General features: G+C 48.6%; 18 protein-coding genes and 1 tRNA gene. 11 read left to right on the top strand and 8 right to left on the bottom strand.

From position 1 onward, the window contains the following. The first annotated feature begins 32 nt into the window (after positions 1-32). From pepN to LKI20_RS08665, 6 genes are all read left to right on the top strand, one after another. A complete protein-coding gene (gene pepN / locus LKI20_RS08690; protein ID WP_291772853.1) occupies positions 33-2,651 on the top strand; it encodes an aminopeptidase N in 2,619 nt (872 codons plus the stop codon). A 215-nt stretch (positions 2,652-2,866) separates the two neighbouring features. Beyond that, complete coding sequence (glmM, locus tag LKI20_RS08685) at positions 2,867-4,240, top strand: phosphoglucosamine mutase (RefSeq protein WP_291772851.1); 1,374 nt, start codon at positions 2,867-2,869, stop codon at positions 4,238-4,240. Positions 4,241-4,320: 80 nt separating this feature from the next. Then, the gene (locus LKI20_RS08680; RefSeq protein ID WP_434734918.1) at positions 4,321-5,028 is read left to right on the top strand and encodes a peptide deformylase; all 708 of its coding nucleotides are present in this window, start codon (positions 4,321-4,323) and stop codon (positions 5,026-5,028) included. Between the two features lie 49 nt (positions 5,029-5,077). After that, positions 5,078-6,043, top strand: coding sequence for a Ppx/GppA phosphatase family protein (locus LKI20_RS08675; protein ID WP_291772849.1), 966 nt, complete (start codon positions 5,078-5,080; stop codon positions 6,041-6,043). A gap of 337 nt (positions 6,044-6,380) precedes the next feature. Continuing rightward, positions 6,381-7,706, top strand: coding sequence for an aspartate aminotransferase family protein (locus tag LKI20_RS08670; protein ID WP_291772847.1), 1,326 nt, complete (start codon positions 6,381-6,383; stop codon positions 7,704-7,706). Positions 7,707-7,921: 215 nt separating this feature from the next. Next, positions 7,922-8,716 (top strand): SDR family oxidoreductase, encoded by a 795-nt coding sequence (locus tag LKI20_RS08665; RefSeq protein WP_291772845.1) that lies wholly within the window; start codon positions 7,922-7,924, stop codon positions 8,714-8,716. Positions 8,717-8,812: 96 nt separating this feature from the next. Here the strand turns inward: LKI20_RS08665 and LKI20_RS08660 are convergent, their stop codons facing one another. Both LKI20_RS08660 and LKI20_RS08655 read right to left on the bottom strand, forming a co-directional pair. Continuing rightward, entirely contained in the window at positions 8,813-9,160 is a 348-nt protein-coding gene (locus tag LKI20_RS08660; RefSeq protein WP_291773488.1) for a LysE family transporter, read from the bottom strand. Beyond that, positions 9,118-9,447, bottom strand: coding sequence for a LysE family transporter (locus LKI20_RS08655; RefSeq protein WP_291772843.1), 330 nt, complete (start codon positions 9,445-9,447; stop codon positions 9,118-9,120). Before LKI20_RS08655 ends, LKI20_RS08660 begins: the two co-directional genes overlap by 43 nt. Positions 9,448-9,692: 245 nt before the next feature. Between LKI20_RS08655 and LKI20_RS08650 the strand changes: the two genes are divergently transcribed. From LKI20_RS08650 to LKI20_RS08640, 3 genes are all read left to right on the top strand, one after another. Continuing rightward, a complete protein-coding gene (locus LKI20_RS08650) occupies positions 9,693-11,153 on the top strand; it encodes an MFS transporter (protein ID WP_291772840.1) in 1,461 nt (486 codons plus the stop codon). A gap of 171 nt (positions 11,154-11,324) precedes the next feature. Continuing rightward, on the top strand, positions 11,325-11,837 hold the full coding sequence (locus tag LKI20_RS08645; RefSeq protein WP_291772838.1) for an ArsR/SmtB family transcription factor: 513 nt from the start codon (positions 11,325-11,327) through the stop codon (positions 11,835-11,837). Continuing rightward, a complete protein-coding gene (locus tag LKI20_RS08640) occupies positions 11,830-13,839 on the top strand; it encodes a heavy metal translocating P-type ATPase (protein WP_291772836.1) in 2,010 nt (669 codons plus the stop codon). Before LKI20_RS08645 ends, LKI20_RS08640 begins: the two co-directional genes overlap by 8 nt. A 126-nt stretch (positions 13,840-13,965) precedes the next feature. Here LKI20_RS08640 and LKI20_RS08635 read toward each other — a convergent pair whose 3' ends face one another. Then, a complete protein-coding gene (locus LKI20_RS08635; protein ID WP_291772834.1) occupies positions 13,966-15,216 on the bottom strand; it encodes an MFS transporter in 1,251 nt (416 codons plus the stop codon). A 136-nt stretch (positions 15,217-15,352) separates the two neighbouring features. On the opposite strand from LKI20_RS08635, the gene LKI20_RS08630 reads away from it, so the two are divergent. Continuing rightward, a complete protein-coding gene (locus LKI20_RS08630; protein ID WP_291772832.1) occupies positions 15,353-15,712 on the top strand; it encodes a MerR family transcriptional regulator in 360 nt (119 codons plus the stop codon). 341 nt (positions 15,713-16,053) lie between these two features. On the opposite strand, the gene LKI20_RS08625 is transcribed toward LKI20_RS08630, so the two are convergent. The 3 genes from LKI20_RS08625 to LKI20_RS08620 all read right to left on the bottom strand — a co-directional run bounded on the left by LKI20_RS08625 (position 16,054) and on the right by LKI20_RS08620 (position 18,114). Next, the gene (locus LKI20_RS08625; protein WP_291772830.1) at positions 16,054-16,401 is read right to left on the bottom strand and encodes a lectin-C; all 348 of its coding nucleotides are present in this window, start codon (positions 16,399-16,401) and stop codon (positions 16,054-16,056) included. Positions 16,402-16,506: 105 nt separating this feature from the next. Continuing rightward, positions 16,507-16,929, bottom strand: coding sequence for a Fur family transcriptional regulator (locus tag LKI20_RS09855; RefSeq protein WP_366936173.1), 423 nt, complete (start codon positions 16,927-16,929; stop codon positions 16,507-16,509). 150 nt (positions 16,930-17,079) lie between these two features. After that, positions 17,080-18,114: an endonuclease/exonuclease/phosphatase family protein gene (locus tag LKI20_RS08620; RefSeq protein WP_291772828.1), complete on the bottom strand. Its 1,035-nt coding sequence runs from the start codon at positions 18,112-18,114 to the stop codon at positions 17,080-17,082. 273 nt (positions 18,115-18,387) lie between these two features. Between LKI20_RS08620 and LKI20_RS08615 the strand changes: the two genes are divergently transcribed. After that, positions 18,388-18,460: transfer RNA gene (locus LKI20_RS08615), tRNA-Arg, on the top strand. Positions 18,461-18,529: 69 nt separating this feature from the next. Here LKI20_RS08615 and LKI20_RS08610 read toward each other — a convergent pair. Beyond that, positions 18,530-19,144 (bottom strand): hypothetical protein, encoded by a 615-nt coding sequence (locus LKI20_RS08610; protein ID WP_291772826.1) that lies wholly within the window; start codon positions 19,142-19,144, stop codon positions 18,530-18,532. 360 nt (positions 19,145-19,504) lie between these two features. Beyond that, positions 19,505-19,837, bottom strand: coding sequence for an exodeoxyribonuclease VII small subunit (locus LKI20_RS08605; RefSeq protein WP_291772824.1), 333 nt, complete (start codon positions 19,835-19,837; stop codon positions 19,505-19,507). Positions 19,838-19,847 lie beyond the last annotated feature (10 nt).

Here is a 19,847-nt window from a genome sequence, read left to right as displayed (position 1 = left end):
GCCAGAAGTCGCATAAACGTATAAGGAGTGCAATGCCAGGAGCAAATCTCACTAGAGTTGAAGCGCAGGAGCGCAGCGAAATCGTAGCGAATCCGCTCTATACGGTGGAGCTTGATCTTACGGTAGGACCAAAGAACTTCATCTCGAACACCACGCTCACTTTTGATGCCAAGCAAGGCGCCAGCAGTTTCCTTGATCTCATCGCGGATAGCGTAGAGAAGATTACGCTTAACGGCAAGGAGCTCAACCCAGCACAGGTATTTGTTGATAGCAGAATTGAATTATCTGATCTTGCTGAGCACAACACTGTAGAAGTTCTGGCAACATGCCAATATTCAAATACCGGTGAGGGATTGCACCGTAGCATTGACCCTTCCGATGGCAATATCTATTTGTATAGCCAGTTCGAGGTGCCAGATGCCAGACGTGTCTATGCAGTATTCGATCAACCAGATTTGAAGGCGACTTTCAACTTCACTGTCGAAGCTCCACAATCTTGGGAAGTCATCTCGAATATGCCAGTCGCATCGGTCAACAATATCGACCGTCTAACGCAAGATGGCACGCTTGGTGAAGGCCGTCAAGCAGAGGGTATACGTCGCTGGGTTTTTGAACCCACGGTAAAGATGAGTTCTTATTTGACTTCATTTGCTGTAGGACCATACGCTCAGTGGACTAGTGAATATGCCAATGAAGACGGGCGTACCGTGCCGATGGCACTTTACTGCCGACAGGCTCTCAAGGATGCGATGGAGAAGGATGCGGAGTACCTCTTCGACATCACCAAAAAGGGTTTTGCCTTTTATGCCAACATATGGGGTGTGCCATATCCATACGCGAAATACGATCAGGTTTTCGTGCCAGAATACAATGCCGGTGCGATGGAGAATATCGGCATGGTCACTTTCCGCGATTCGTATATTTTCGAATCTAAGGTCACCGATGCAGTGTCGAATCGCCGTGTCGAAACGGTGCTGCACGAGCTGGCACATATGTGGTTCGGTGATTATGTGACCATGAAATGGTGGAATGACCTGTGGCTCAATGAGTCATTTGCGGAATTCATGTCCACATTGGCCACTGCTGAGGCGACAGAATGGACTGGCGATTGGGCCACCTTCTGCTCCGGTGAGAAAAGCTGGGCGCTCCGTGAAGATCAGCTCTCGACGACGCACCCAATCGTTGCTCCAATTAACGATTTGAACGACACTTACGTCAATTTTGATGGCATAACGTATGCCAAGGGTGCTTCTGTACTCAAGCAGCTAGTGGCTTATGTTGGCCGTGATGACTTCTTCAAGGGTATTCACAACTACTTGGAGAAGCACGCGTATTCCAACGCAACTTTGAACGATTTACTGACTGAACTCGCTGCAGCTTCAGGACGTGATCTCAACGCGTGGTCGAAGCTCTGGCTCGAGCAGTCAGGTATCAACACCATCAGCGCGGATGTGCAAACGGATAATGAGGGTGTTATTACTTCAATGACCCTGACTCAAAGCGCATCTAAGGAGTATCCGGTGCTGCGCCCGCATCGTCTGGCGGTGGGCTTCTATGATGTGAACGACAAGGGTTCTGTCGTTCGTAAGGAACGCTTTGAGCTTGATGTTGATGGTGAGAGCACTCAGGTGGATGCTGTTGTAGGTAAGAAGCGTCCAGCGTTCATCCTGATTAACGATGATGACCTTACGTATACCAAGATTCGTCTAGATGAGGACTCGCGTAAGTTCGCGGAGGAGAACCTCTACCGTTTCGATGATTCGCTCGCCCGCGCACTGGTCTGGTTAAGTTTCTGGGATATCACTCGCGATGGCGAATACTCAGCCGAACGTTTCATTGGGCTGTCTTTGAAAGCTCTATCCACTGAGAAGCATTCGACCACCTTCCGTTATGCCGTAGGGCAACTTTCAACCGCCGCGCATTCCTATGTAGCCGGACGTCGTCGTGAGCCGGTGCTGTCGCTGGTTGCACAGAATCTTTGGGATCTGGCAATGCATAGCAAGGCGGGCTCGGATGAGCAATTCCAGTTGGTGCGTTCGTATCTTGGTTATGGTGTAGATCCTGATTTCGAAGATCATGCGCGTGGCTTGCTCAATGGTGACCTGAAATTTGAAGGGCTAAGAGTGGATAACAACTTGCGTTGGGCGATTATTACAGCGCTTGCAGCCCAGGATTTGTTGGCGGATGGCGAGATTGATGCCGAGCTGGCAAAGAAGGACACCACCGAAAACAGAGAGTTTGCCATTGGTGCGAAGGCCTCCGTGCCTACGGACAGTGCTAAGGCTTGGGCTTGGGATGCTGCTCTGCATGACGATACCCTGACAAATTCGCAGATCGAGGAGGTAGCTGGCGGTTTCTCCGATAATGCCATTCCTGCCTTGTACAGCGATTATGTTGAGCGTTATTTCGATAGCGTCGATTGGATTTGGAAGAACAAGTCCTTCCACGTTGCTGAAAGTCTGATTGATCCGCTCTCGGGCCGTGGTCTTTATCCACGCTATGCTGATCCGGCTAAATTGGTCGATGCAGGGGAGCGTTGGCTTGAATCTCACCAGGATGCAGACCGTGCGCTCAGAGGCATGATTACCAAGAACACCGAGGAATCACGTCGCACGCTCAAGGTCCGCAGTTTTAATGAGCAGCTTAGTTAGTTACTGCGCAGTCTAGTTACTGCACTGTGTGTGATGAGTTCGGGTAATGAGTTTTTCATCCTTCTGGACAGGGAATTCATCACACACACTGGTTTGTATCAGGTACATACAGGCGAATTGCGAAGAGTTCCGTATGATTGCGCGTCGCCTTGCCGAGACATAGCTCATCATGGTTACCATGGAGCTTGGTGTTCGGCACAGAGACGAGGAGCAAGATGCCAAGGCTATTTGGAACTGACGGCGTGCGAGGACTGGCCAATAGGAAACTGACAGCGCAGTTGGCTTTAGAGTTGGGTGACGCGGCTGTTCGGGTGTTGGGGAGCAGCGACCAGAACGGTGGACGCAGGCGTGCTCTGATAGGGCGCGATACACGTGTCTCAGGTGATTTTTTGGCTGCAGCACTAGCTGCAGGCATGAGCTCAGGAGGTTTCGACGTCATTGATGTCGGTATTATTCCCACGCCTGGTATCGCTTATCTGACTTCTGAACTCAATGTTGAAATGGGTGCGGTTATTTCTGCATCTCATAACCCTATGCCGGATAATGGCATTAAATTCTTTGCCCGTGGCGGCTTCAAATTGGCTGATACTAAAGAGGATGATATTGAAAAAGTCCTCGGTGCGCAGTGGGATCGACCAACTGGCGAGGGCGTCGGACGTGTTTCGCACGACACTGTGACTGCGACCAATATGTACATAGATCATCTGGTGAGTGCTGTGGCACCGACGGGTGCGGATAAAACGAGACCGAAACCCTTAGCTGGGCTACGAATTGTGGCTGACTGTGCAAACGGAGCGACCTCAGTGGTAGCACCTGAAGCTTTGCGCCAAGCAGGCGCTGATGTCGTGGTGATTAATGCTTCTCCTGATGGGTACAACATCAATAAGCATGCAGGCTCAACTCATCCAGAGCAATTGCAAGCTATGGTCAAGGCATCCGATGCAGTGATGGGTGTGGCCTTTGACGGCGATGCAGATAGATGCCTTGCTGTAGATGAAGAAGGTACCATGGTGAATGGCGATCAAATCATGGGTATCCTTGCCCACGCTAAACAGCGCGAAGGCAAGTTAGCTAACAACACCTTAGTGGTCACTGTCATGAGTAATCTGGGTCTCAAACTCGCACTGAAAGATATGGGTATAGCTACAGTGCAAACAGGCGTTGGAGATCGCTATGTCCTCGAAGAAATGCTGCGAGGTGGGTTCACCCTCGGTGGTGAGCAGTCAGGTCACGTTATCAATCGCGAATTTGCCACAACAGGAGATGGAACGTTGACGGCACTGACGCTTGCCAATGAAGTGGTACGTACAGGCCGTGGGCTCAAAGAATTAGCAGCTGATTTTCCACAGTTGCCGCAACAGCTAATCAATGTTCCTAATGTTGACAAGCTTGCTGCTCCAACCAACGCTAAGGTACAGGCTGCCGTTGAACGCGAAGAAGCTTTGTTGGGTGAGACTGGTCGTGTGCTCTTACGTCCCAGCGGGACAGAGCCTCTCGTTCGCGTCATGGCCGAGGCTGAAACACAGGAGCAGGCAGACGAAGTGTGCCACCGACTGGCGCAAATTGTTGCTGACGAACTCAGTCTGTAACGCAATAGCTTATTCAATATATTCATTGCAAGTGCCGAGAATTGTCCGGATTGAGTTAAGTCGTGAAGGGGAGTGTGTAGGTGCGTAACGCCACAGTTTGGGATCAAGAAGTTGAACACTTACTGCATGAGGCCGGTAGTAGTCATCTGCTGCCAATTGTGCAAGCGGGTGAAGTGGTGTTACGCCAGCCAACGGAACAGCTTAATGGCCAGCTTTCGAAACGAACACTCAACAAACTCATTAACGCGATGCGTGCCACGATGCTTGAGGCTCCTGGCGTAGGTCTAGCAGGTCCACAAGTTGGGCTTGGTCTCGCGATTGCAGTGGTGGAAGACCACGTTCGTGCCGGTGATGATGATTATGATGACAACGACAGCACTAGCAACGCGGATGATAACGACGGTGATGATAGCAACGATCAGCATGATCCTCGTGAAATTGCTGAGTTGCCATTTCACGAGATTATCAACCCTAGTTATGAAAATATCGGTGATGCCACTCGTAGCTTTTATGAGGGGTGCCTGTCATTTGATGGGTATCAGGCTGTTCGTCGGCGTTGGCTAGACATCATTGCACGTTGGGATGATGCGAAAGGTAAACATCATGAAGAGCGCCTCCATGGTTGGCCTGCTCGCATATTCCAACATGAAACGGATCATCTTTCTGGAGAGTTGTACATCGATAAGGCAGAAATCCGGAGTCTAACAACTAATGAAAATCTTGAAGATTTGTGGTCCTATGACCCTAATCCTCAGGAGGCAGCAACTGAGCTAGGATTCACCATCTGAGCATGTGTGTATAAGTATTCGACTACGGTGCTTGCTACAGTCAAGAATCATGGCTAAACATCGTCCAGATACTACCCGCTTGGGAGTGCTCGATATAGGTTCCAACACTATTCATATGTTGATTGTCGATGCGGCTCCAGGGTCAAGGCCAGATCCCGAAGCATCTACAAAGTCCACAGTTCGCTTGATGCAGTACCTTAAAGAGGATGGTTGCATCAAAAAAGCTGGCGTTGAGGCAATCCTGGCAGGTGTCGATCAAGGCATGGCACTTGCTGAGGAATATAATGTCACTCAATTACTGCCGATGGCCACCTCAGCAATTCGAGAAGCCCCTAACGGAGCAAAAATATTGCAACAAATCGAGCAACACATTGGTAGAGGAGTAGTGGTTCTATCAGGTAATGACGAAGCTCGACTCACCTTTTTAGCTGCACGACGATGGTATGGATGGGATGCGGGACGACTGCTGGTACTCGACATCGGTGGAGGGTCCTTGGAAGTTGCGATAGGCGCGGATGAAGACCCATCCTTGGCTATGTCTGTTCCTGCAGGAGCAGGACGCATTACTCGTGAGCTATTACCTGAAGGTATGGCCACCGCCAAGGAGCTCGAATCCGTTCGCAATAATGTGCGAGACATCATGGAGCCTATTGCCAAGGCTTTCAACGACGAGAAAAAACCGGATCATGCAGTAGCGACCTCAAAGACCTTCCGATCTTTGGCACGTCTAGCTGGAAACATTGTGCAGACACCTTCGGGTGACAGTTGGATTATGACCCGAGAACAATTGGATGATTGGATTCCGAGACTCGCTGCAATTTCACCAGAACAACGCGTCGCTTTGCCGGGCATCACCGTTGAGCGAACAGTGCAAATCGTCGGGGGAGGCATAGTTGCTTCTGAAATCATGCGTATCTTGAAAGTGGAACAAGTAGAAATATGCCCTTGGGCCCTTCGGGAGGGTTCTATCTTGCGGTGGTTGGACCAATTCGGTCGTACTCGCTTAGGCTTCTGAATTACTCGTGGTGTTAAGCAGCAACACACTCATATGAGATGGGGCAATCCATATTCTGGATTGCTGTGAAATCCTACTGTTTATGTGGGGTTTAGCTGCATTGGTATTATTCCGCAGTATTTGTGAGATTTTCGTACTTGCATTTGTAAGTGTATGCAATGGCGCTACTTCTGAGGCCAATCGTTAACTGTATTCGATCAATAGCTGGTTTTGGGAACGTGTATCGACAGTGATACGAATCGAAATGACCGAGAAATGTTCATGTCGAAGAATCTGAGATATCCGATAACAATCTTGCACATCGGTGTTTGGCGATACGAATGGTGAGGAGCGCACTATGGGACATGAATTTCCCGAGGATTCAGCAATTTGGGATGACGCAGTGGCATTGGATAGAGCTCATGTATTCCATTCATGGAGTGCACAGAAAAAGATACATCCTTTTGAAATCGTAACGGGGCACGGTTCAACCTTGGTCGATGCACAGGGCAAAGAGTATCTCGATTTCACGAGTCAGCTGGTGAATGTCAACATAGGTTATCAACACCCGAAGGTACTTGAGGGGATTGCTCAGCAATCCGCATTGATGTGCACTCTTGGTCCAGGATATGCAAACTTGGCACGAGGCCGAGCGGCTAATCTAGTAGCTAAGCGGGCACCAGAGGGCTTTTCGAAGGTGTTCTTTACCAATGCAGGTGCCGACGCTAATGAAAATGCCATTCGTGCAGCAAGACAATTTACCGGTCGTGACAAAATCATCTCTTCATATCGTAGTTACCATGGCAATACTGGAGCTGCAATATCAGCGACAGGTGATTGGCGCAGAAAGCCCAATGATTTTTCACGCGGACATGTCCATATCATGACGCCGTACTTGTATCGCTCACCATTCTTTGCGAACACTGAAGAGGAAGAATGCGCTCGTGCACTCGAACATTTTGAACAAGTAGTTCGCTTCGAGGGGCCAGACACCATCGCTGCCGTATTGTTGGAATCTATTCCAGGAACTGCAGGGGTTATGGTCCCACCAAAAGACTATTTCAAGGGCATCCGAGAGATCACCAAGAAGTATGGCATTTTGATGATTACAGATGAAGTTATGGCTGGTTTCGGACGTACTGGCGAATGGTTTGCTTTGGACGCATTCGACTATGTACCTGATTTGATCTCCTTTGCTAAGGGTTGTAATTCTGGTTATGTGCCAGCTGGCGGTGTGATTTTCTCTGATGAAATTGCGCACTACTTTGATGAACGAGTGTTTCCTGGTGGACTTACCTATTCCGGTCATCCACTGGCGATGGCTTCAATCGTTGCTGCGCAGGAAGCCATGCAGGCCGAGGATATCGTTGGCAATGCTCACCGTGTGGGTGAGGAAGTCATTGCCACGGGACTCAACGATCTGAAAGCTAAGCATGAACATATCGGTGATGTACGCGGTAAAGGTGTGATGTGGGTCGCAGAGATGGTGGCTGATCGTTCCAGTAAGGAGATGCTTGACAGTGAAACGATGTCAGCAATTCACACTAAAGCAAAGGATGCGGGATTGTTTATCGATGTTCATGACAACCGTATCCATGTCGTGCCTCCCTGTGTAATCACACCGGAGGAAGCGCAACGAGGGATTGATATTCTTGATAGCGTGCTCACTGAGCTTGGATGCTGAAGAACTTTGACTCTTAAGTAAGATGACTGATTCAGTATGGTCGAATCAAGCTCTGTGGCCTATATGGTGTCATGTATACGGTGTGATTTACATGGTGTGATTTTACACAGTAACGATTCGCCAAGAGGATCATTCGTAACATTAATCGTACCTGATGCCTTAGCCTGATGGTGATTGATGAGGAATGCTGAAAAATTATATTTGGGAGGAACAATATGGCTGACGTGTCTCAAACAGCACAAACAGTGACACAAGATGCGAAGCGCGTGGTGATAACAGGTGCGTCAAGCGGAATCGGTGCTGAAACTGCAAGAGTGTTGGCAGCAGATGGATGGCACGTTGTTCTGTTGGCACGACGTGAAGAAAAGCTTAAAGCCTTAGCTGAGGAAATTGAATCGGCTGGTGGTGTCAGTAGCTATCAGGTTTGTGACATCACGGATGAAGATTCTACGGACATTGCTGTTAAGAAGATTATTGATCAAGGCCCTGTGAAAGCCTTAGTAAATTGTGCAGGCGGGGCAATCGGTAAAGACCCAGTTGCCACGGCCAATCTTGATGATTGGCGTGGTATGTATGAGCTCAACGTCATCGGTACGCTGCGTATAACTCAGAAACTCTTGCCTACCCTGAAGGAATCAGAAGGCACTGTGCTCATTATTTCCTCAACCGCAGGTATTGAGCCTTATGAAGGAGGGGCAGGGTACTGTGCTTCAAAGTTCGCTGAACGAGTGATGGCTCGTGTGCTCAGACTTGAGCAGATTGGTGAACCGGTACGAATTATTGATGTGTCACCTGGCATGGTTAAAACCGAGGAATTCTCTCTCAAGCGCTTTGGTGGCGATGCGAGCAAGGCATCCAGCGTATATGACGGCGTTCCTGATCCCTTGAGCGCGGCTGATGTGGCTGAGTCTGTACGCTGGGCGATTGACCTGCCAGATACCGTCGACGTCGATTCATTGGTTATCCGCCCACGCGCCGAGGGCTCGTATACGAAGGTCTTCCGCAAGTAACCGTATGTAAGTGAGATAACTGCGATAAAAGTGGAGATAATTCTTGAAATTTGACCATATTATCTCCACTTTTATCGCAGTTATCTCTGTGGAGACTTATCCGAAGGTGTTCCACACTGCTAGGGCGATGATTGCGCAGCCGCCGAAGGTTCCGGTGGCGAATTGGGCGTGACGCCCCTTTAACACCATGCCAATGGCTACGCCGACCAATGACAGGAGCATCATCCAGCATAGGGACGGTAAGAGCACACCTATGCAGAACATCAAACCGTTCTCAGGATTGCTGATACCTGCCGGTAGGGAGAGCACCAAAGTGGCGAAGTACACAATAGCTACCGGATTTGCAAGTGTAGCGGTAAGTAAGACTGCGAAGGCCTTCCACGGTTGTCTGAGTGCGTTACTTACTTGCGTGCCTTCTTCAGTGTCGTGTCTGAACTTCGTAATGAGGCAATAGCACTAAGCACCATGAATAATCCCATACCAATTAACACCGTGCAACAGACCCAGCGCAATACTGGGGAAGCCTCAACGATTATTGGCGAAATCATATTCCCTAGAAACACAGCCAGGAAGGCAAATACTCCGAGTATGACTCCTGTACCAGCTCCTGCGGCTAATCCTGATTTCCAGCCGTATCGGGCACCGATGGTCATCGTCAGTGCAGAGCTTGATCCTACGGGTATAGCAATGGCTAGTCCGGCAACAACACCTTGAAGAAAGAATGTCAACATTTTCGCATTACAACATAATTATGTTTCAACTCAAAGCAATAGTTTTGACATAGTGTATTGCCTGTTTTGGGAATTTGATTGATTAGTATCTGCTGGGGAGGATACGCACATTACTGCGTGATGGTATGGCGCTCCCAATGTCGGTTCATATTTCGGAAAAATGTTCAATATGTGGCGAGATAGTGCTATTATCGCTGTCCAGCGGGTTCCCACAAGGACGAAGCGCCTGAGCAGAGAGTTTAACCATGACGGTTGGTCATGGTTTTTTGTTTTACACGAGCAGAAGGGTCATCGTGTCTTCAACGTCCTCGCAGGCTAACGCGCCTGCATCCGTGTCCAAACCACTGAATTCACCAGCAAGAGTTATTGCTGCGAGCTTGGTTGGCACCACTGTAGAGTTTTATGATTTCTACGTTTATGCTACAGCTGCGGTGCTGGTATTTCCAAAGCTGTTCTTCCCTGTTGCTAGCGATACCGCTTCGCTGTTGGCATCTTTTGCAGTTTTTGGGGCTGCGATGGTTGCTCGTCCTATTGGGGCTGTCTTCTACGGACATATGGGGGATAAGCGCGGACGTAAGGCGACATTGGTTGCTTCGCTGTTGACTATGGGCATTGCAACATTTGTTATCGGGCTACTGCCAACGTATAACCACATCGGTATCATTGCCCCGATTCTCCTGCTGTTGTTGCGTTTGACACAGGGATTTGCCATTGGTGGTGAATGGTCGGGTGCTGCCTTGGTGGCTACAGAGAATGCACCTGCCGATAAGCGTGCTTGGTACGGGACTTTCCCTCAGCTGGGTGCCCCCATTGGCTTTATTATTGCCAATGGTCTGTTCTTGATTATTAACTTCCTGCTGCCTCATCCAACAAGCAGCTTGATGCAGTCTGAGGCATTCCTCTCCTGGGGTTGGCGTATTCCGTTTATATTCTCTTCGGTGATGGTGGCAATTGGATTGTGGGTACGTTTCAAGCTCGTTGAATCGGATGCTTTTAAGAAGGCACAAAAGCAGGGTGCAATCGTTAAAGTACCGTTTGTGGATACCATGAAGCACCACTTCAAAGCTGTAGTCCTTGGAACTTTCGCCATGCTAGCAACCTATGTGCTGTTCTATTTGATGACGACTTTCAGCCTGACGTACGGAACGAAATCCACTTCAGCAACACCGGCCGGATTAGGGATCACCTATACCGACTTTGTGATTATGCAGATTATTGGGGTGGTGTTCTTCGGAGTATTCACGCTGTTGTCGGGACCAATGGCTGATTCGATGGGGCGACGCAAATTACTGCTCATTATTACCAGTATCATCATCGTATTTGCGCTTGCCTTCCCGCTATTCCTTGATGACAAGAGCGGTACGTCATTCAATGGAGCTTTGGTAGAAGCTTTCTTGATAATTGGTTTTACGCTAATGGGTGTCACATTTGGCCCTATGGGGGCGCTATTGCCTGAGATGTTCCCTACTAATGTGCGATACACCGGTTCTGCGATTGCATACAATGTTAGTTCAATTCTTGGAGCAGCTCTCGCTCCAATCATTGCAACTGCCTTGTGGAGTCTTGCAGGGGGTAGCACATGGCTTGTCGGTGTATATCTTGCTGCGGCTTCGGTATTGACGTTGATTTCTTTGCTCCTGATGAAGGAGACCAAGGGTGTGGACTACACCGAGGCAAGTGTTGTAGAAAATGATGCTGTTGCATGATTAGCGCTTGATGTTGCCAGCATGTAGCTGACAATCCTTGTTACGCCAATGGCGCTCTCTTAAGTTGTATGAATAGGTGGGGAGCGGCATTGGCGTATTTGTTATGTGCATAGTTTCTTGTGGTTGGCGCTGCTTCTATGAAATACGTGTGTCCTATGCAAAGAAGCCTCAATGCTCGGCGCGTCACTGTACAACCCTCGTATGTCAACCTACTATATTCATATGTTCGAAGATATGAATATATACGAGTATGGCGAGAATAACGCCTATATCGAGCTTGCTGCCAGTGTCTTTTCTCTGCTGTCTGATCCGACAAGACTGAGAATTATTTTGCTGCTCAAGAATGGCGAATTTCCAGTCGGTGAGATTGCTCATCGACTAGGGAAAAGACAGGCTGTCATCTCACAACATCTTGCAAAAATGCGTTTAGGAAAGTTAGTGCTCGCTCGTCAAGAAGGTACTTATGTGTATTACAGATTGAGTGATGAGCATGTAAGCGCCTTGGTAGATCAGGCCATCTATCAATCAGAACATATTGTGGATGTTGTGCCGGCGCATCACTCAATCGAGTCCTCTCATCTGCAAGGCGTAGGCAATACTCAATATGTCTCAGTAAGCTCAGGTGATGCAAATCAGCCAGCCTCGGCAACGGTACCCGTGAATGAGGAGCTTAGCCATGAATGAAGCGGCTGAGAATCAGATAAGGCATATCGACGAAAGCACAGCTCAGGTTGAGCGTAACGGCTCGAGATCTTCGATATTGTCGTTGTTGCGTCGAATCGAGCACGAAGATCTCATTAGAGTATTAGTCTGTTTGGCGCTGACTGCGGCAGTTGGACTGTTGGATCTGTTTCAAGATGTTTCCACCGTGATGGTGCCGCTGATTATCGGATTAACGATAGTAGGCCTGATCGTTGGTTGTTGGCCGATCGTTAAGGAATCTTGGGAAGATATCCGTGCCAAAAAAATGAGCATGGATTTGTCAATGCTTATTGCAATCGTGGCAGCTGCAGCGATAGGGCAGTGGCTAACATCTTTGGTAATTGTGGTATTTGTGCTTCTTGCAGAAATTCTTGAAGACTTATGTATGGATCAAGGCGAAGATGCCTTATCAGATTTGATGTCTTTTCTTCCTCATCAGGTCCGTGTGCGTGTGAGCGAGTTTGAGCAAAAAGACATTCCTCTATCAGAGGTTCAGATTGGTCAAGTTGTTATAGTCTCTCCTGGTGGGCGAATCCCTGTTGATGGAGAAGTGGTTGCTGGATCTTCGAGTGTTGATGAATCAAGAATTACTGGCGAATCAATGCCTGTTGCTCTGAGCGTCGGAAGCGCAGTGTATTCGGGCTCGGTCAATCAAGATGGAGCTCTGGAAATCAGTGTATCCAAGGTTGGTGAAGATTCCTCATTTGGTCGAATTATTACTGCATTAAAGGATGCACAATCTTCATCAGCTCCCGTGCAACGACTGGCTGATACGCTCGCCACCGCACTGGTATTGATTGCTGTAGCAGGTGCTGTATTGACATGGATCGTTACCCAAGATATCCGCAGTGCAATTTCTGTGGTGATAGTTGCGGGTTCATGCGGTGTGGTTGCAGGTACTCCATTGGCAATGTTGGCATCAATGGCTCGTGTAGCTCGAACAGGGGCATTTGTTAAAGATGGGCTGCATATGGAGTCATTGTCAGGAATCGACACGGTTATTTTTGATAAAACCGGTACTTTGACAAAAGGGACTCCTGAGGTCACGCAAGTACTCGCGGAGCCCGATATAGACGAGTCAGTCTTACTGGGCATTGCCTCATCTGCAGAGTCCTATTCAGAGCATCCGTTGGGGAAAGCTATTGTTGAGTATGCCAATGCCCATGGAATCAAGCCAATACATGCGGAACATTTTGAAAGTACGGCTGGCCGTGGTGTACGGTGCTCTATCAATGGTCAGATAGTTACTGTGGGGACAGAGGCATTTATGCCTCAGAGAGTTCGCGAAAGCATTGCCACGCTCACGAGTACTTCCCTGCAGTCATCAACTTCAGCGCCTTCGACTGCAAATTCAGCCGATCGCACAGTAGTACAGAGCGCTGTGCACATTGCTTGTGATGAGCATTATTTGGGGAGCATCATGCTCGCCGATGCTCCTAGGACAAGTGCCGCCTCGTGCATTGCCGAACTGCATCGTCAGGGCATACGAGTGGTGATGCTCACAGGAGACCGTACTCAGGTTGCTGAAGAGATTGCCAAGCAGTTGGGAATCGACCATGTGCATGCAGAACTATTACCGGAAGATAAAGCTACAGCTTTGAAGCGCCAGCGAGAGGCTGGGCATCGCATAGCTATGGTTGGTGATGGCGTTAATGATGCTCCAGTATTAGCGCTCGCAGATGTTGGCATCGCTATGGGGAGCGGCACTGATATTGCGCGAGAAAGTGCTGATGTGGTGCTTATCAGTTCCGATCTCAATGATGTGGCTTCGTTATTACACACTGCACGCCGCGCTCGGCGCATTATCATGTGTAATTTTGTAGGCACCATTGTGGTAGATGCTATTGGCATGTTGCTTGCGGCATTTGGCATTCTTACTCCGCTGTTTTCTGCAATAGTGCATGTTGGTAGCGAGTCAGCATTCATTCTCAACTCTGCTCGGCTGATCCCTCGTCGTCACCATTCGATACCTGATGTTCAGTGAGGTCATACTTTGTTCTCGAAATTACTGGGCTTGAGCAACACTGCCTGAGACAAGCTTCTGTAATGACAATCGTTGAAGCTTGCGAATAGTCATGCAACACAGGCCTGTATTGGATCATTATTGCTATCATGTCAGGGCTTTGGATCGATACCACAACAGCAGTGACATCAGCATGCACAGAAACGCAAGAATCGATATGCCCCAGAATCCAGGGAGATGAGCCATTGCAGGCCCGCCCACGAAGCCTGCAACAGTACTTCCTGCGTACATGGTGATATTGCTGAGAGTCGATACAGTGCCACGTTGATTGGTAGTTAGGGATTGTAAGCGTTCGATAAATAGCGGAAAAATTGCTCCACTAACCATGTAGCTGATGCTGAGCAATATGCAGGCGACGACGATACTAGGAGCGCTAGCTAGGCAGGCGTACACCGCGAGATATATGCAGAATCCAGACAGTAGCAATTTACCGTGAGCTAAGCGTGAGGTCAGCAGAGGACCAGCGAAGGCCCCTATGCAGTTTCCTACGCCGATAATCAGTACTGCTAGACCGATTTGTGTCTGGTTGAGATCGAAAGCTTGTGCAAACCATGTAGCGATGAAAGTCATCACTGCAAAGTTGCCAATTTGGAAGATGAAATAGGCCAAAAAATAGGGTCGAGCCTGCGGATTCATGAAGAGTCTGTGATATGAGCCGACTAGTGACGAGATAATGCTTGGCAATGAGTGCTTGCGCAGATGACTCACGTTGAAATGTCTCATTCCCAGATGGTTATTTTCTGGATAGCTTCGCTGAAGTGTTGTTGTGCCGTGGCCTGCGATTGAACGGGTGTTGGGCAGATGGGGAAATAACAATGCCAGCGCCAACGTTACTATGAATGACGCGCCTCCTACGGCGAGGAACGGGCTGTGAATATCTCTGGCTGAAAGAAAGCTACCAATGGGTACTCCGAGCATTGTGGCTATGGTGAGTCCCGCCGTCGGAGCTGACATGACTGCAGCAATCTTGTCTTTGTGTACTAATTGGGGGATGATTGCCCATATTTGTGGAGAGCCTATGGCTGCACATATACCAGTAATGAATCGTAATATCAGTAGCATCGAAAAACTCGTGGCTGCAGCACAAGCCATTGTGGCAATCGAGAAGAGGAAGACCCCTGTTATCAATACATTTCGGCGGTTCAACTCATCTGAAAGTGGCCCAATGATAATTGCTGCGACGCAGTACCCTATCGCATAAGCTGAAACAAGCCATCCTCCTTGGGCGATGGGAAATGACATCTGCGCGGATAGAGCGGGTAATAACGGTGAGACCAGAAATGTGTCAGTTCCGATGAGGAACATGACCAGGAAAGAAAGCGTAAGCAGTTTCTTCATACTGAGTCCTTGGTAATAAGTTGAAATGAATATAGGCAGTCTGTGGTTTCAGCGCTTTTGCGTTTGGACGTGACTCACCCTAAACCTTGACATTAGTGTTAAGGTCAAATCGACGGTGATTTGAAAGGGATGGGTCATGCATATAGGTGAATTTGCACAGTCAATCGGTGTGAGTCCAAGGCAGGTGAGGTATTGGAGTATCCATCATGTGCTGCCTGACAATCGAGATCAATCCGGTTATCGCGAATATTGCAAGGAAGATTCGAAGATTGCTCTACGCGTGCGTGATATGTTGTCCGCTGGACTGAGCATTGAACAAGTTCAGCGCTTGTCGTCATGTCTGAATTATGAGCGCGGTGTGTGTTTGAGAGAACGGGCAGAGCTCAAAGCCAAAGCTGAAGATATTGAACAACAGATACAACAACTTACGGTTACAAAATCGATAATTGAAGAAGTGCTGCGGAATGCGCCGATTATTCAGGCTCCGGAGTCATAGAAAGCAGGTCGACATCTGCAATTGCTCTACTGAGTGCATCGGCTGATTAGAGGTAATGCAGGCACAATACAACTTTTCAGCATTGCTGTTTGGAGGCTGAGAACTCAATTCTCAAGTTGTTCATGCTGAGATCTGGGATGTGTGCCGTTATGCGAGGGTGCTACTGGGAGAAGTTTCTCAATTTGCTATGTTGCTAATAATATTGCTGTGTCAGCAATATTGAGTCAATAATGCTGTGTGATAGCAATAGCTGCACTGGCAACGTAGTCGGTGGTCGCTACTAATCCTCAACCATCTTGCGTTGTGAGCGCAGCTATTAACTGAGATAATCGTTTTCCTTCTTAGGCGGCAAGGGCTTGCGACAAATCCTTCAGATCGTTGAGGATTTCTTCATGAGACTCTTCGTCTGTATCAAATGCCAGATGGCAGAAAGCGCAATCGTGATGCTCGTTGTTTTCTCGGCATGCTTCATGGCAATCTTTTGCTCCACACTCCTTGCCGTTGACACAATCTGAGTCACCGCAGCAGTCGCCAGTGAAACAACATCCGCAGCACCCACATGCGGCAACGCCGTGCTCGTGCTTGGAAACATCAAAGTGCTTCAGGGTCTCGATATCTACGGCAAGTTTTCCCGCAGAAACTGTATCAATTTCAAATGCATGCTCGTCGTACTTTTTGATATCAGCCATGATTAGTAATCTCCTTGTGCGGTGGATTGGACAGCTTTGGGCTGTCATACATGGCTCAAACAATAAAGCAGACCTTTCGTAGATAAAAGCTGCTGAGAGTGAGTATCAATCCGCTATCACAGAGGTGTGAGAAGAAGGGTGGTGCCGACACTGGGCGCAAATCCCAAATATTTCGAGTGAATGGCTGATGTCGCTGAATCCAAGAGTTCTCCCTCGTTGTTCAGTCCATTCCTCGAAACCCGGGATTTCCAGTTCTACCGCTCTGCCACACTTACGGCAGACAAGATGGTGATGATGATGTTGATCCTTACAAAGTCGATAAAAAGTTTCTCCCTGAACATGCAAGGTATCAACTTCTTGATGGTCTGCCATGCTTTGCAAATTGCGATATACGGTTGCTATGCCAACTTTCTTGCCCTTTTGGAGCAATCTGTTATAAATCATTTGAGCAGTTGAAAAGACACCTGAATGATTGAGTTGCTCACTGATAAGTGTCCTTGGCCGTGTCACTCTTCTTGACGCAGACATTGCCAACCTCTCGACGCACATTTAACGCAGTGAACTTGTTTGCGAACAAGAGCACTACAAGACAGATATTAATAACAATTATCATTATAGTATATCAAGTCTTAGCGTTGTCGTGTTTGTTGCGAATTACTGAGCTAACCTCTGTTGTAACTATTGAACGTAGAGCGTTGAGAGTAAAGCAGCGTGATCAGATCCGGTTATAGGCAGCACCTTCACGTTTCCTACAGACACGCCTTGGTCGGTTACGATGTGATCAATGGCTACTAAGCGTGGGATATATTCTCGATTGGAAGGCCACGTGAGGGTAAATCCAGCACCGGATGTACGAGCTGCATCACTAAATCTGCTGCCAAGAAAATCTCGGAAAGGTGCATGATCATAGGTGGCGTTGAAGTCTCCCATTAACACAAATTTAGTATTCACATCTGCGTGCTCAGTGAATTGCTGCAACTCGGACAAACTGCGCTTCCACTGTTTCCAGTTGCCAGATGTGGGGGATGTGGTATGAACGGAAATAAAACGAATTGATGCCTTCCCTCCAGAAAGCATCACTGTTCCAGCTGGCATATATGATGCGCTGGAATTAACTTGGTCTTTCACTGCGCTGGTGAGTTGTGTTGCTGACCAAATGCCGTTGCCAAAGTGATTATCAGATGATGAGACCTTTGAATAAGGAAGATAATCACTGAGACCGGCCTGGTCCAGTTTAGTAATGAAGTCATCAGTGGTTTCTTGTAAAGCGAGAACTTCGACGCGTTCGTTTTTTACCGTATTCACAATGCTTTGTGCATCGGCTCGTCCTTTGTAGACGTTGAATGTCATCACGCGGGCATACGCATCAGCGGTGTTTGGCGCTGTGGAAGTTACAGCACTGGCACTCGACGGTAAGCTTTGGTGAGAAGTGAAAAATGGATACTGCCACCATACCTGTGCGCATAAGCACACTAGAGCTATCAAAGCAGTTGTCCAACGTCGTGAGAGTAGCCCTAGCGCCAGTGCGATGGCAGATGCAAGTGCAAACCAAGGCATTAGGGAGATTATCGCTGGAAGGTAGGGGATATCGGAGAATTGCGAAGGAACGAGCCGTGTGAGCGTGCCTAATACCGCCAGCAACATGATAATCCTTGCGATGATGCTGACAATCATTCTTAGCAACGACGAGTGGGATCCTCGTTGAGTATTCATAGCTGCTTTCCTTTCGACGCAATCTCAAGGATAATGGTTGACATTTATCACCTATCGTTTTCAAAGACCGTGCTACTTGGTTTATTAGCGTTATACCTTATGGATTCTTAAGCTTTCAATGCCGCAGGGGAGTTCTCCGATAAGCGGATTTATTACTGTCGCAGCAACAATGTGGAGTTTTATCTGTGCATAAGACCCATATTCAGAGGGATGTGGGTTTTTTACAGTTGCACGAAAGATTTTCTCTGAGTACGTGTACGATAGAACATCGTTGCCCCGGTAGCTCAGGGGATAGAGCACTTCTCTCCTAAAGAAGGTGTCGTGCGTTCGAATCGCATCCGGGGCACAATCACGGGGCTTCATTACCTCAAAAGGCTTATATCAAGCCAATAAGGGGATAATGGTAACCATGCGTTCAGAACTTTGGCTGGTCAGAGATGTTTCCTTCGACTAAGATGCCCCATTGTGCGAGTTCGGGAATGGAGAGTCGGCTGACGCGTTCGTCTTCGACACTCACGACGAGCTTTTGTTCCCATTGCGTGCGTTTGAGGGGCTCCAGGCTGGTGATTTGTGTGCCGAAGAGATAAACATGCATGAGGTTGGACAGTCCGCCTAGCGGTGTGAGATCGGGTATGTGGTGCATGCCGGTGAAGTCGATGACCTCCAGGTTGGCGAACACTTCCAGACCAGTAATGTCGAGGCCTTCGGGGCTGATGCTGTCGCGTAGGGCGCCTGCGCAGTGTGGGTGCTCTTCGTTGGTGCGATCATACCCATTTGAGGCGCCGATCTCGGTTAGTGACAATGTTTCGTAAGCTGTCGAAAGCCAGAGCTGGTCGGTGGGCTTGGCGTCAAGGATCTCCGCTACGCATTGTGCGAGCACCGGGTTGGTGAACACCTGGTAGTAGGTGCCGAAGGTCGCCTGCGGTATCGGCGCCACGTTGCGTTCGAGATATGGGGAGTACGTCCGCGAAGTCGAGGACAGCGGATTGTCATATGTTCCCGAAGCGACGCTGCAGGCAGCGAGTGTCATGACTATACCGAGACAGCACGATGTTGCAGACAGTAGGTGTTTCCAAGGCATAGACATCGGCATAGCGAAATCCTGTTCTTGACGGTGAAAGGTCTTCATCTTTTACTGTTGATGGATGTCAGCAGGATGAATTGAGGAGTGCTGTTTGTCAAATGGTGTCAACATTAATGAACATTAACATAATTAGACATGATGACAATATTGTCAGCCAGTGAAACGAAAGCTCTTGCGGCTGCGGAGGGTACTCAGTCCAATTTATTCTAAATTTGGCTGGGCTGAGCCGTGAGGTTGTACAGCGCGGTGCGCTGTACAAAGGTGAGGTGAGCGCCCACTAGGGGCGCGAAGGGTACTCAGTCCAATTTATTCTAAATTGGACTGAGTACCCGCATTTTCTCCAGCGCTAGATTGTGCGGCCTGTGCATCGTCGAGTTTGGCCCGAACTTGATCGAGTAGTTCCTGAGCGCGTTTGGCGAGAGCTTCGCCTATTTCCCATTGCCTCATTGACGCGTCGAGATCAAGACCACCAGCTTCTAGTGATTGGACTGCTTGGATGAGTTGGTCGCGTGCCTGCTCATATGGCATTTTTGAGATAGCTTCGCGTTCTTTGTCGCTCAGACTGCTGGCGACTGTGGGTTGCGTTGTTGTGGTGGTCTCACCGTTGCTGACTTGCTTATTCTCTGATGTATTGGCCATGTTGCGCTCC

This window comes from Bifidobacterium sp. (genome assembly GCF_022647885.1).
Taxonomy (GTDB): Bacteria; Actinomycetota; Actinomycetes; order Actinomycetales; family Bifidobacteriaceae; genus Bombiscardovia.
The sequence above is the reverse complement of the archived record's forward strand: the minus strand, read 5'-3'. Positions and strand labels throughout refer to the sequence as shown.

Bases quoted from the DNA above. Each gene is read 5' to 3' on its own strand.
- pepN (WP_291772853.1), top strand. From the start codon at position 33: ATGCCAGGAGCAAATCTCACTAGAGTTGAAGCGCAGGAGCGCAGCGAA.
- LKI20_RS08645 (WP_291772838.1), top strand. From the start codon at position 11,325: ATGCTCGGCGCGTCACTGTACAACCCTCGTATGTCAACCTACTATATT.
- LKI20_RS08635 (WP_291772834.1), bottom strand. From the start codon at position 15,216: ATGAAGAAACTGCTTACGCTTTCTTTCCTGGTCATGTTCCTCATCGGA.
- LKI20_RS08640 (WP_291772836.1), top strand. From the start codon at position 11,830: ATGAATGAAGCGGCTGAGAATCAGATAAGGCATATCGACGAAAGCACA.
- LKI20_RS08655 (WP_291772843.1), bottom strand. From the start codon at position 9,447: ATGTTGACATTCTTTCTTCAAGGTGTTGTTGCCGGACTAGCCATTGCT.
- LKI20_RS08625 (WP_291772830.1), bottom strand. From the start codon at position 16,401: ATGGCTGATATCAAAAAGTACGACGAGCATGCATTTGAAATTGATACA.
- LKI20_RS08605 (WP_291772824.1), bottom strand. From the start codon at position 19,837: ATGGCCAATACATCAGAGAATAAGCAAGTCAGCAACGGTGAGACCACC.
- LKI20_RS08630 (WP_291772832.1), top strand. From the start codon at position 15,353: ATGCATATAGGTGAATTTGCACAGTCAATCGGTGTGAGTCCAAGGCAG.
- LKI20_RS09855 (WP_366936173.1), bottom strand. From the start codon at position 16,929: ATGTCTGCGTCAAGAAGAGTGACACGGCCAAGGACACTTATCAGTGAG.
- LKI20_RS08665 (WP_291772845.1), top strand. From the start codon at position 7,922: ATGGCTGACGTGTCTCAAACAGCACAAACAGTGACACAAGATGCGAAG.
- LKI20_RS08675 (WP_291772849.1), top strand. From the start codon at position 5,078: ATGGCTAAACATCGTCCAGATACTACCCGCTTGGGAGTGCTCGATATA.
- LKI20_RS08620 (WP_291772828.1), bottom strand. From the start codon at position 18,114: ATGAATACTCAACGAGGATCCCACTCGTCGTTGCTAAGAATGATTGTC.
- LKI20_RS08610 (WP_291772826.1), bottom strand. From the start codon at position 19,144: ATGACACTCGCTGCCTGCAGCGTCGCTTCGGGAACATATGACAATCCG.
- LKI20_RS08650 (WP_291772840.1), top strand. From the start codon at position 9,693: ATGACGGTTGGTCATGGTTTTTTGTTTTACACGAGCAGAAGGGTCATC.
- LKI20_RS08670 (WP_291772847.1), top strand. From the start codon at position 6,381: ATGGGACATGAATTTCCCGAGGATTCAGCAATTTGGGATGACGCAGTG.
- glmM (WP_291772851.1), top strand. From the start codon at position 2,867: ATGCCAAGGCTATTTGGAACTGACGGCGTGCGAGGACTGGCCAATAGG.